The 12,313-nt window shown below is 46.2% G+C and carries 11 protein-coding genes; 1 reads left to right on the top strand and 10 read right to left on the bottom strand.

Annotated features, from left to right (window positions below; all coding sequences use genetic code 11):
• Genes cobA through hemA form a run of 4 tightly spaced genes read right to left on the bottom strand, consistent with a single transcriptional unit; the run spans nt 1 to nt 4,093 of the window.
• Nucleotides 1-1,506, bottom strand: a complete 1,506-nt coding sequence (cobA, locus tag ABCM67_RS05275) for a uroporphyrinogen-III C-methyltransferase (RefSeq protein ID WP_092071995.1) — start codon at nt 1,504-1,506, stop codon at nt 1-3.
• Nucleotides 1,503-2,396 (bottom strand): hydroxymethylbilane synthase, encoded by an 894-nt coding sequence (hemC, locus tag ABCM67_RS05280; protein ID WP_022426910.1) that lies wholly within the window; start codon nt 2,394-2,396, stop codon nt 1,503-1,505. Before hemC ends, cobA begins: the two co-directional genes overlap by 4 nt.
• Nucleotides 2,383-2,874, bottom strand: a complete 492-nt coding sequence (locus ABCM67_RS05285) for a bifunctional precorrin-2 dehydrogenase/sirohydrochlorin ferrochelatase (RefSeq protein ID WP_015525267.1) — start codon at nt 2,872-2,874, stop codon at nt 2,383-2,385. The genes hemC and ABCM67_RS05285 overlap by 14 nt, the downstream gene beginning before the upstream one ends.
• Entirely contained in the window at nt 2,864-4,093 is a 1,230-nt protein-coding gene (gene hemA, locus ABCM67_RS05290; RefSeq protein WP_147603530.1) for a glutamyl-tRNA reductase, read from the bottom strand. Before hemA ends, ABCM67_RS05285 begins: the two co-directional genes overlap by 11 nt.
• Before the next feature lie 201 nt (nt 4,094-4,294).
• Here hemA and ABCM67_RS05295 point away from each other — a divergent pair, with 201 nt between their 5' ends.
• Complete coding sequence (locus ABCM67_RS05295; protein WP_110103277.1) at nt 4,295-5,092, top strand: sirohydrochlorin cobaltochelatase; 798 nt, start codon at nt 4,295-4,297, stop codon at nt 5,090-5,092.
• A gap of 122 nt (nt 5,093-5,214) precedes the next feature.
• Here the strand turns inward: ABCM67_RS05295 and ABCM67_RS05300 are convergent, their stop codons facing one another.
• From ABCM67_RS05300 to ABCM67_RS05325, 6 genes are all read right to left on the bottom strand, one after another.
• Nucleotides 5,215-6,426, bottom strand: a complete 1,212-nt coding sequence (locus ABCM67_RS05300) for an NADP-dependent isocitrate dehydrogenase (protein ID WP_015525271.1) — start codon at nt 6,424-6,426, stop codon at nt 5,215-5,217.
• 163 nt (nt 6,427-6,589) lie between these two features.
• The gene (locus tag ABCM67_RS05305) at nt 6,590-7,414 is read right to left on the bottom strand and encodes a S8 family peptidase (protein WP_015525272.1); all 825 of its coding nucleotides are present in this window, start codon (nt 7,412-7,414) and stop codon (nt 6,590-6,592) included.
• 146 nt (nt 7,415-7,560) lie between these two features.
• Nucleotides 7,561-8,520: a transglutaminase-like domain-containing protein gene (locus ABCM67_RS05310; protein ID WP_021653022.1), complete on the bottom strand. Its 960-nt coding sequence runs from the start codon at nt 8,518-8,520 to the stop codon at nt 7,561-7,563.
• A 28-nt stretch (nt 8,521-8,548) separates the two neighbouring features.
• Nucleotides 8,549-9,514 (bottom strand): SH3 domain-containing protein, encoded by a 966-nt coding sequence (locus ABCM67_RS05315; RefSeq protein ID WP_342992598.1) that lies wholly within the window; start codon nt 9,512-9,514, stop codon nt 8,549-8,551.
• Nucleotides 9,515-9,529: 15 nt separating this feature from the next.
• Nucleotides 9,530-10,927, bottom strand: coding sequence for a hypothetical protein (locus ABCM67_RS05320; RefSeq protein ID WP_129975030.1), 1,398 nt, complete (start codon nt 10,925-10,927; stop codon nt 9,530-9,532).
• A gap of 15 nt (nt 10,928-10,942) precedes the next feature.
• Complete coding sequence (locus ABCM67_RS05325) at nt 10,943-12,235, bottom strand: MBOAT family O-acyltransferase (RefSeq protein ID WP_330383065.1); 1,293 nt, start codon at nt 12,233-12,235, stop codon at nt 10,943-10,945.
• Between the last annotated feature and the right edge of the window lie 78 nt (nt 12,236-12,313).

Raw genomic sequence — 12,313 nt, forward strand, 5'->3', positions numbered from 1 at the left:
TCATTCGCTCCTTTTCATATCCTCCACCAGCTTGACAAGACTGTCAATGGTGGCTTTTTCTGACATATATGCTTTCATTCCAAAACTCTCAGCAGCCGCCTTCGTCTGTCTGCCGATGCAGGCCGCCTTAACCTTTGAATAATCCAGTCCTTTTGTTCCCTCTACAAATCCCTTCACAGTGGAGGCACTTGTAAACACCGCACAGCTGATCTGTCCTGTTTCAAATTCCTTCTTCTCATCGATGAGCTGGCTCTTTTCGTAAAGAGTCTGATAGGTCGGAACATCCTCGACCACAGCGCCTGCCTGTGCAAGAAATGCGGTGAGCTTTTCATTGCCCTTTTCTGCCCGCGGGATAAGTATCTTTTCTCCACCGGAAAGAAGCTCTGAAAGTTCCTTTCCAAGAGTATCCCCGTCATATACCGACGGCACAAAATCTGCCAGCAATCCTCTTTCCTGCAGGGCCTTTTTTGTTCCCTCCCCGATCACGGCCAGACGGGCATTTCCCATGGCACGGATGTCTTTTCCATGGCGGATCAGTTCTTCAAAAAATACCCTTACACCTGTAGGGCTGGTAAATACAAGCCACTGATATTCCTCCAGGTGATCCAGCGCTTTATAGAGACGGCTCTGGTCTTCCATGGGGACAGTACGGATCGCCGGAAGCTCCAGAACCTCCGCGCCTTTTTCACGAAGCTTGTCCGCAGTTCTGGAAACAAGCTCTTTCGGTCTTGTGACAAGGACCTTCCATCCTGAAAGCGGCAGTTCTTCATACCAGCCAAACTTCTCTGCCAGTGTACATACCTTACCCACCACAATGATCGCCGGTGTCTCGATCCCCTGGCGTTTCACCTCTTCTTCCAGGGTAGAAACTGTTGCTACGATCCGTTTCTGACCTGCTGTAGTTCCCTTCTGCAGGATCGCCGCAGGCATGTCCTTTTCCATTCCTGCACCTATCAGACCCTCGCAGATATCCGGAAGTGCGGACACGCCCATCAGAAATACAAGCGTTCCCTTTGTATCAACAAGTGCCCGGAAGTCTATATCATATTCTTCTCCGGCCCTCTTATGTCCTGTAATGATGTGGACTGAAGAACAGAAATCCCTGTGTGTTACCGGAACCCCGTTATATGCCGGTACTGCAATGGAGGAAGTAACACCCGGAACAACCTCATAAGGGATCCCATTCTCCCGAAGAAGCTCCAGCTCCTCTCCTCCTCTTCCAAAGAGGAATGGATCTCCGCCTTTCAGGCGCACCACACGAAGACCCCGCTGTGCCTCCTCAAGAAGTACCTGATTGATATTTTCCTGACGCATGATATGGTGACTGGCACGTTTGCCTACATTGATCAGCCTAGCATTTTCCGGGATTCTTGACAGAACTCCCTGACCTACCAGACTGTCATAGACGACCACATCTGCCTGTTCCAGCACTTTGAGGCCTTTTAATGTAAAAAGGCCGATATCGCCAGGACCCGCTCCTACCAGCCATACTTTTCCTGTTTTCATCTGTTTTCTCCTTTTTTCCGAAGAGTTTCTGCCAGTTCCCTGCCTAAGCTTTCCGCATCTGCCTTATTGCCACGCAGTGTTCCTGTTACATAGGAACCGTCTTTTTCATTATAATAAAGCCCTCTGAGATAGATCTCATCCCCGAGAATTTCCGCATGGGCAGCCACCGGAGAAGAGCATCCTCCATCCAGGAGCTTTACAAAAGCACGCTCCGCACTTCCCGCGGTCCAGGCATCCTTATCACAGTAGCCCTCCAGGAAATCATAAGCTTCCCCTTTTCTTCCCTGTACAGCAAGGATTCCCTGACCAGCAGCCGGAATGATCTCATCTGCTGTAAAATACCGGTTGATCCTGGATTCCAGTCCAAGTCTCTTAAGGCCGGCAGCAGCCAGGATCAATGCACTGTACTGTCCTTCATCCAGCTTCCGGAGTCTTGTCTGAAGATTTCCGCGGATACTTCTGACATCCATATCCGGATACAGTTTTTTAAGCTGTAAGGTTCTCCTTAAGCTGGAACATCCAAGGGGCTTGCTTTTATCAAGTTCAGAAGCTCCCTCAGGAAGAACCAGTACGTCTCTCGGATCTTCTCTTTTGGAAAAAGCCAGAAGCGGCAGCTCCTCCGGAACCTCCATAGGCATATCTTTCAGGCTGTGTACAGAAAGAATACTTCTTCCATCTATCAGTGCTTTATCCAGCTCCTTTACAAAAAGCCCTTTTCCGCCAACCTTATCCAGTGTACGGTCCAGAATGATATCCCCGGTAGTTTTCATAGTGAGGATTTCCACTTCCAGATCCGGATTTTTTTCTTTTATGTAGTCACGGACCATTTCGCTCTGCAGCACTGCAAGCTTACTCTCTCTGCTGCCGATCACGATCTTATCTCTCTTCATCTTCATCCTGCTCTCCCAATACTTTTTCCAGCGCATTCTGGATCTCTTCCCTTACACGCTTTGCTTTTTTGTGATCCAGTCCGCTGGCTGTAACTCCAACTACCATTTCATCCCGCATATATACGCCTGGGAAATAAAAATCACAGGCTTCCCGGTCGGAGGCTACATTAACATAAATGCCCTCCTCCTTACAGACACGGTGGATCTCATCATTCAACTTCCAGTCATTGGTGGCTGCGATCACCATATATGCATTGGCAAAATCAGAACGTTTCACGGGACGGATATACAGAGTCACGGTTCCTGCTTTCCCGAGATCCATAAGCTCCTGGGTCACTTTTGTAGCCACTACCGTGATATTTCTTGTAAATTTCAGAAGAGTTTTTATTCTTCTGGTAGCAATATTACCACCACCTGCCACAACGATATTTTTATCGGACAGGTCTATAAACATGGGGAAATAAGGTTTATTCTTCATAAAGTTTCTCCAGTCCTTCCACACATTCCAGAAAAGCATCCTGGTTCAGACTATCCCGAAGCCCGAAGATCAGCTTGTTCACAACCTTTCCGGCTGCAGTATCCACTGCTTTTTTCAGGTTTTCTCTGTCTGAATCCTCCATAGGAGTTTTCCGGAAGATTTTTTCGATCCTCAGGTTCAGATCTTCCACAGCATCCGCTTTGATCTCCTGGATGCGCGGGATGATATCACGACCTTCCAGCCACTGGAAAAATTCGTTCATCTGGGCCTTCACAATGGCTCCTGCTGCTTCCAGGTTATCTGCAAGTTCCTTCGGTGTCTCGCCGGTTCGGAAGCTGTCCATATCATAAAGTGTGATGTTATCTTTTTTTCGGATCTCCGGATCAATATCTCTTGGAACTGCCAGATCGATAAGGATCATAGGTCGTTCCACACGTACATCCTCAAACAATTCTTCCGTCAGTGTATAATTGGGGCTTGCTGTTGCGCTGACCACCAGGTCACACTCCGGCAGATAATCCATTCTCTCGCCATAATTGATCCTGCTGCATCCAACAGGAATGCTCACAACACCACTTCTGTACTGACGGATCGTAACCGTCACATCCGCTCCTGCTTCACGCAGTGTCTGGGCAGCCATCTTCCCCATCTCACCGTTTCCGATCACCATACAGACTTTATTGCGAACATGATAACCGCCCTCTTCCAGAAAACGGATGGCCTGATGGATCACAGAAGGATTTCCATGGGAAAACGGCACTTCCGTTTTGATCTTCTTGCCTGCAGTTACCGCCATACGGAAAAGCACCTCCAGAACACTGTCTGTGGTAAACTCATCCCTTGACATACTTAACGCCTCTTTTACCTGGGTCAGGATCTGATCTTCCCCCAGGATCTGGGATTTCAGTCCGCTGGTAAGATAAAAAAGATGTTCCACTGCCTCTTCGTTTTCTCTGCTGGTAAAATACTTCTGGTATTGTTCTCCCTGCACACCTTTCAACGAGCAGAGCCACTGATACAGGTCCGGCTTCTCCTCATCTGCAGTACTTACCCACAGTTCCAGCCGGTTACAGGTCGACAGAATAATACACCCGCAGATCCCAGCTTCTTCTTTCAGCCTATGCAGCGCCTCTCCGGTATTTTTACGGGTAAAAGCAAACTGCGCTCTGACATCTACAGGTGCCATATTATGATCGATTCCAATCATGAATATACTCATGTCCTACATTTCTCCTTTGTTTCCACAATCTTTTATAATGATAAACATTTCCGTAAGGAAAGTCAACTACGATTGACAATGTCAGCCCTCCCTTTTATAATATCTTATGGTAGAAATTGCGGATCATCTTTATATTCCAGCGGAGAAATATAAAGAGTTTATCATAATCACCATAATTATCAGGATGGAGGAAATCCCCGTATGAACTCAGCTTCAAAAAAAGCGATCCTAGTAGTAAGTTTCGGCACAAGCTATGAAAACACCCGTAAGCTTACCATCGAGGCCATCGAGCACGATATTGCCGATGCATTCCCGGCCTGTCCCACCTACCGTGCATGGACAAGCAAAATGATCATTGCCAAACTGAAAAAGCGGGACGGTCTTACGATCCACACGGTAAAGGAGGCTCTGGAACAGATGCTTCTGGATGGTATCACCGATGTGATCGTACAGCCGACTCATGTGATCAACGGTATCGAAAATGATCAGATGAAAGCCGATGCGCTTTCTTTTCGTGACCGTTTTTCCAGTATTGTTTTCGGAAATCCTCTTCTCACAACAGAAGAAGATAACCAGGCGATCGTCCGGGTAGTTGCAGATGAATTCCGGGACATGGATCCGGACACTGCACTTGTACTGATGGGACATGGAACAGAACACTACGCAAACACGGTTTACGCTGCTTTGGATTACCGTTTTAAAGATACCGGACATAAAAATATTTTTCTTGGAACTGTAGAAGCCTATCCGGCCCTGGACTCCCTTCTCCGGGCTGCCGACAGCTTTCATCCGAAAAAGATCGTGCTGGCGCCTTTCATGATCGTAGCCGGCGACCATGCACAGAACGATCTGGCCGGTGCAGATCCGGACTCCTGGATGAACCGTCTTTCTTCCGAAGGATATGAAGTCACCCCTGTACTGAAGGGACTTGGCGAATATCCCCAGGTCCGGCAGATCCTTGTGGAACATGTACAGCAGGCCATGAACGCTTCGATCTGACAGAGATCAGATGATCCATATATATCCCTCATAAAAAAACTGCACCGTGATCCATCCCTGGATCTTCCGGTGCAGTTTTTTATTTTTTATGAAATTACTTGAAATTCTGAAATTCCTGTTATTTATGCCATCAGTTCATCCAGTTTTGTCTTTACAGCAAGGATAAACTCTTTGCTGTTCAATACCTGTACCTCTTTCAGGGAAGTGATCAGTGCAAGATCCTTGGTCATCTTTCCGCTTTCAATGGTATCCAGTGTTGCTTTTTCCAGTTTTCCTGCAAAATCAGCAAGTGCTTCATTTCCGTCCAGCTCGCCTCTCTTGCGGAGAGCTCCTGTCCATGCAAAGATCGTTGCAACAGAGTTTGTGGATGTTTCTTTTCCCTCAAGATGACGATAATAGTGTCTCTGAACTGTTCCGTGGGCAGCCTCATACTCAAAATATCCCTTCGGGGATACCAGTACAGAGGTCATCATGGCAAGAGAGCCAAATGCGGAAGATACCATGTCGCTCATAACATCTCCGTCATAGTTCTTGCATGCCCAGATAAAACCGCCTTCTGCCTTCATAACACGGGCTACGATATCATCGATCAGACTGTAGAAATAGGTCAGGCCGGCTTCCTCAAATTTATCCTTAAACTCTGCATCAAAGATCTGCTGGAAAATCTCTTTAAATCTTCCATCGTATGTTTTGGAAATGGTATCCTTGCTTCCAAACCATACATCCTGCTTTGTGTCCAGTGCATAATTAAAGCAGCTTCTCGCAAAGCTCTTTACGGAATCATCAAGATTATGCATGCCACGGAGAACACCTGCTCCATCAAAATGCTGGATCAGCTCCTTACGCTCTTCTCCGTCTTCGCCCTCAAATACAAGATATGCATCTCCCGGCTTGTCAATATAAAATTCTGTATTCTTATAGATATCTCCATATGCATGACGTGCAAGTGTGATCGGTTTCACCCAATTCTTTACACATGGCTCGATTCCCTTTACAACGATCGGCGCACGGAATACAGTTCCATCAAGAATGGCACGGATCGTTCCGTTTGGACTCTTGTACATTTTTTTCAGGTCATACTCTTCCATTCTGGCTGCGTTTGGCGTGATCGTGGCACATTTTACGGCTACTCCGTATTTCTTGGTTGCTTCTGCTGCATCAATGGTAACCTGATCATCTGTCTCATTTCTGTGCTCAAGACCAAGATCATAATATTCTGTATTCAGTTCCAGATACGGTGTGAGAAGTTCATCCTTGATGATCTGCCACAGGATACGTGTCATCTCGTCTCCGTCCATCTCAACTAAAGGTGTCTGCATTTTGATTTTTTCCATATTATTTTCTCCTTTTGAGGTTTATTCTCCTGTTCGGATTCCAGGTGCTCTTTCCTTTAGAATCTTTCTTCAGCACTTTTACTGTACATTGTACTCATATTTTCCGGTTCCGTCAACGCTTTTGTGCTTTACCACACTATGTTTATAAGAATTGTATAATAATTCAGCCTGCCAACAGTTTTTCACAGTTAAATTTTCCCCATCCCTGCTGATTTCTGGGAAGTCCCATATCTTCTGCATTTTCTCTTAACAACATCTTTACCTCTACATTAGAAAGCCGGGGATCTTTTTCCAGAAGGCAGGCGATCCCTCCTGACACCAGAGGCGTCGACATGGAGGTTCCGCTTTTGAGCCCATATGAGTACGGCAGTCCCGGTGCACAGGCAATGACCTGGCTTCCCGGCGCTACCAGATCCGGTTTGCACACACAGTCAAAAGTAGGGCCTCTTCCGGAAACTGCCTTTCTGCCATTCAGCATATCACTGGAGCCTACGGTAATGATCTTCCGGCTGCTTCCCGGTGCTGTTACCGTGCCGGCCCCCGGTCCCTGATTTCCTGCTGCAGCTACCACCACAAATCCCAGATCCCAAAGTTTTTCCACTCCTTCAAGAAGATCTGTCTGTTCCTTATGATCCCGGGATGTTGTTCCCACTGAAATATTAACGATACGGATATGATAAATACTTCCAAACTCCATGATCCACCGAAATGCCCGCATCACATCCTCCCTGCTTCCGTTCCCGAAACGATCCAGAACCTTCAGAGCAGCGATACTGCAGCCAGGTGCAGCCCCTTTATATTTTCCACCTGATGCAGTTCCGTCCCCTGCAAGGATCCCGCTGACATGAGTCCCATGTCCGTTATCATCATAGGGGCTGCGTCTGACTCCTGTAAAATCACGAAACACGGAAATACGGCTGCCAAAATCTATATGAGGAAAAATACCGGTATCCAGAACCGCCACGCCTATCCCTTTTCCTGTATACATCCTTTTATACCTTTCCAAAGCTCTCCCGTCGGACAGCTGACCTTTCTTTAGCTTATTCTGCGACCATCTTTCCCGCTACTCGTTTTATATAAAAAGACCCCGGGATCTTACATCTGAATCCCCGGGATCTTTGCTGTATATTTTATTTAGTTTCCTCTTCCTGTACGGAAATTAACTGTTTTCTGGATCTGATTGTCCATTCCGTAGCTGTAGCTTCCATAAACACCGGTATGCCAGCCCTTAGCCTGTCCCTCCGGGTCATAATGAAGTCCGTTTATGATCACCCAGCTATGTCTTGTAAAGCCATCTCCGGCTCCATCTCTGGTTCCCGGAACACGACCACATACCACATATGGATCATATCCGATCTCTCTTGCCAGCGCGGCAAATGCACAGGCATAGCCATAACAATTTCCCTTTCCTGTAGCAAGCGTTCTCCACGCAGTCATTCTCCACCAATCATTCTGATTTAAATTCGGATAATAGGCAGATGAATAATAGGTATTATTTATCACATAACTCCAGCACGCCTGTAGCTTCTGGCTTTTGGACATTCCACTTCTTGTAATATTTTGGACCACGCCTATACAATGCAGCTTCAGACTGCGCATATCATTTTTTACAGCCTGCCCCTTTCCGTTAAACCGGATTCCCTCCAGAGTACGGTTTTTGTAAAAACGTCCCCAGGAATCCGCATAGTAAAGATTTCTATCCGGAAGGCACAGCCAACCCTTTGAAGGATTTCCATATTTATTTACGTAATAGGAATATTTTCCTACATTTACGATACGTGACGTCTTTCCGTTCAAAAGGCGTCCTGCAGTATCAAACACATAGATCCTGGAACCGATCTTGTTATGGTAAGTTAACGCATAATATTTAGGCCCGAAATAATACCGTTTTCCCTTTACGGTCTTCCATTGGTTTCTGATCTTTCGGCCCTTGGTGTAGTAGTAATATTTTCCTTTTTCTCTGTAGAGACCGGTTTTCTTCTTTACAGTTGCCGTAGTAGTTGCTGCCTGCGTCTCACAGGTTACGGAAACCGTGCAGATCTGCACCGCAAAAAGCATGACCATCGCCATAAAAAACAATTTTAATCTTTTCATACGTATCTTTCCTTATCGTTCATTCTGATCAATACTCTTCGTATCTCACACTTCCGTCAGAATAGGTGATCTCATAGTAGCCATGACCACTTCCGTCACAGTCATCATAGGCCTGACGGCTAACTTCGGTAGGTTCTGATGCTGCTGCCTCTGCTGCTGCCTCTGCTGCTGCCTGTGCCTCTGCCGCTGCCTGTGCGTCTGCCGCTGCTTGTGCATCTGCCGCTGCCTGTGCGTCCGCTGCTGCCTGCGCGTCTGCTGCCGCCTGTGCGTCTGATGCCGCTTTTGCCTCTGCCGCTTTTTTCTCTTCAGCTGCTTTCTGCTCTGCTACCAGCTTGTCGATCTCATCTTTATTGGAAGTGAAGTATGTATGTGCCGCATATCCCTTAACACCATCTCCTTCAACCTTCAGCCATCCAGGGCATACACCGGTTACCTTGAACTCGGTTCCAAGAGATGTTACTTTCAGGGATTTTGATTTTGTATCCGCTTTTTCACGGATATTTACATTGGATTTTGCATAGGTAGTGGCAGCTTCTTCCAGCTCAGTCTCCTTCGCATCTTCCAGCGCTTCCTGAGATTTTCCTTTTTCATCCGTGTAGGAAATATAAAGGATCTCATACTCATTATAAAAAACAGGTTCTTTCCAGTCATCCGGTGTCACATTCCGGAAGGTATGCTCTGTACCATCTTTCATGGTGATCACTAGATCCTGACCTGCCGCATCCTTGGAGTCTTTCTTTTTGCTGTCATCCTCTTTTGCATCCTGAAGCTCTGCGGATTTCACCTCAAGTCCGCTCTGATTTTTTACTGTAAGCTCTCCGATCTGAAAATCCTCTGCGGTCTCTTTTTCTTCTGCGGAATCTTTATCGCCAGTTTTCTCTGCGGTTTCCTCCTTTGTCGTTGTCTCGTCTGCAAAAGCAGCTGTCGGTGCCCCCAGACACATCGCTGCGATCAATGCTGCCCCTAAAAGCACCTGTACTGTTTTTTTTCTCATTTCTTATATCCTCCTTTATAGTGTCAGTCCGCCTATTATACGGGCTGAATCTTTGTTGCCTGTAAGAATTTCGATCTGATTTCCGTCTGCTGCAAGAAGTGAACGGTCCAGATATAAGCAAAAACCGCTGCTGTCCGTTTTTCCATCTTCTGTGGAAACATCCATCGGAAATGCTTCATAAATCTTATCATGGTTCAATCTTATATAAATCCTGCTGTCTATATCCAGATATTTTTCTTCAATACAACCTGTGATCTTTTCCAGATTTCCCTGGATCTCGCACTGAACTGCTCCGGCACCGGCAGGAACCGTATCTTCTTCCGTAACATTCACCTGACACTCCGGTCCTTCCATGATCGGCGGTGACTGTGCCATTTCCGGGAGAAAACGCTCTGCCCGTTCCACGATCACAGTATCTGCATTCTTCTCATCCACTTCACTCATCTGGTAAGGTACTCCTCTGGAAAAATACGCACTGGAATAAGCATCTGCCATAAACGGAAGCAGTGCATTACCAAAAGAATCACGGAACATGACCAGACTTCCTTCCTTCACAGGATTTACCGTTGTGATCTTCGGATCAAAATTACTTACCACTTCTCCCACATAGGCAAATGTTGTCTGTCTGTCATAATAAACTTCCTCTTCCGGTGTCGTTGCAAGAGGATACAGCATCTCATCCAGATCTCCTGTGAAATCTGTTTTTATAGTATAGGGTTCCTCCTTATAGGAAACATGCTCCTTTTTCAGAGAAGACAGCAATGTATCCGCCGCAACTGCAGCACCCTTGTTGTTCCAGTGTGAATCTCTTTTGTGATAAAGAACTTCTTTCTCTTCTGAAAGAGTCTCATACAGATCTCCGTAAGAAACCTGCTCCTGCCTGAGATATTTCTGAAGATTAACAAGGTTTTTATCCGATGATACCTTCAGGCTGTCATAGTACGGCATGTTCTCTCCATAGAGTGAGTTTTTATTAGGTGCCACAGTAAAAAGAAACTGCACGCCTTTTTCATTCAATGTCTCCTGCATCATGGCCAGTGTATGTGCAATATTAAAAAGGCTTCTCTCGGAAAGAAGCTCCTCTCCAAGATAATCCTCCAGCGAATCCTTATAATAAAGCCAGTTATCGGTTCCCTGGATCACACCATCTGCAGTAGATACTCCGAAAATCTTCCCGTTCAGAAGGGCATTTGCCGTTACCAGCTCATTTCGAAACGCAAAATGTTCCTGAAAATATTCGCCTGCTTCCGGCAGCCAACGGGTATTGATCTCGTTTTCTTTTTTCAGTTCAGGAAACTCAGCCAGTCTTCGGTTTTCAGACGATGCTTCCTGCTTTGTCACCGCCATCCCCAGAGATGGCACAAGACAAGCTGCAAAAAATGCAGTAATATAAAGCACCTGCAATTTTTTCATGTTTTCTGCCTCCTCTTAAAATCGAAAATAGATGAACGGATTATAGGTTCCGCCGGCAAGGCTCAATACACAAAGCGCAAAACCAGCCAGACTTAATACATAGGTAAAGCCTTCATACCATTTATACTTTTTCAGCATGCTGTTTACCGGAACTGCTGCGACCAGTGCCGCTGCCAGAGTTACAAGATATACCGGTGTCAGCTGCTGCAGTGTAAGGCTCATTGCGGAAGCCTTCCATCCAAAATCCGTAAACATTTCTCTGATCCAGAAGCATCCCTGCTTCATAGTGTCCGCACGGAAAAACACAAAGCCAACACAAACTACCAGAAGTGCATAGACATGCTGAAAAAAGCTCTTGAGTTTTCCGCCCTTTTTCCCGATAAATGGGATATACTCTTCCAGCATCAGGAAAAAGCCATGATAAATTCCCCAGAACAGAAAATTAAAGGAGGCACCATGCCAGATACCTGTACACACAAAAACGATCATTTTATTGACCACTGTACGGAATTTCCCTCTGCGGTTTCCCCCTAACGGAATATACAGATATTCCTTAAACCATCCTGAAAGAGACATATGCCATCTTCTCCAGAATTCACGGATACTGGCAGAAATATAAGGATAATCAAAATTCTCATGGAAATGAAATCCAAACATCATTCCGAGTCCCAACGCCATATCACTGTAGCCGCTGAAATCAAAATAGATCTGCAGCATATAGGAAACTGCGCCCAGCCAAGCACCCGGACCGGTGATTCCGGTTGCTGCCGCACCAAAGAGATTATCCGCCACAAGTCCCATTGTATTGGCGATAAGAACCTTTTTGCTCAAACCTGCAATGAAACGCCGGATTCCTTTTCCGATTTCCTCCGGCGTCTGCTTACGATTATTGATCTCCGCCTCCACATCATGATACTTGACGATAGGTCCCGCGATCAGCTGTGGGAAAAATGAGATATACAGAAGCACCTTTCCGAAATTCTTCTGAACCGAAGCATCTCCCCGATAAACATCGATCACGTAGGAAAGTGCCTGAAAAGTAAAAAACGATATTCCGATCGGCATCCGGACCTGCGGAACCGGAATTCCGGCACCGGTAACAGAATTAAATGTATCCACCAGAAATCCGGAATATTTAAAGATCACAAGAAGACCGAGATTTATCACCACAGCCAATGTCATTGTGAGCTTACGGATCTTCGGACATTCCCCTGTCAGGCGCGCTAAAATATAGTTGCCCGCCGATGAAGCAACCAGTAATATTACATAAATCGGTTCTCCGTATGCATAAAAGACCAGACTTGCCACTACAAGCAAAAAATTTTTGGCCCGCATCCCAGGTAAAAGGAGATGCAGACAAAAAGCAGCCGGAAGAAATACACACAG

Origin of the sequence: Blautia sp. 2227st1_G12_2227SCRN_220401 (assembly GCF_039062885.1) — a bacterium.
In the GTDB taxonomy this organism is placed as follows: domain Bacteria; phylum Bacillota; class Clostridia; order Lachnospirales; family Lachnospiraceae; genus Blautia_A; species Blautia_A fusiformis.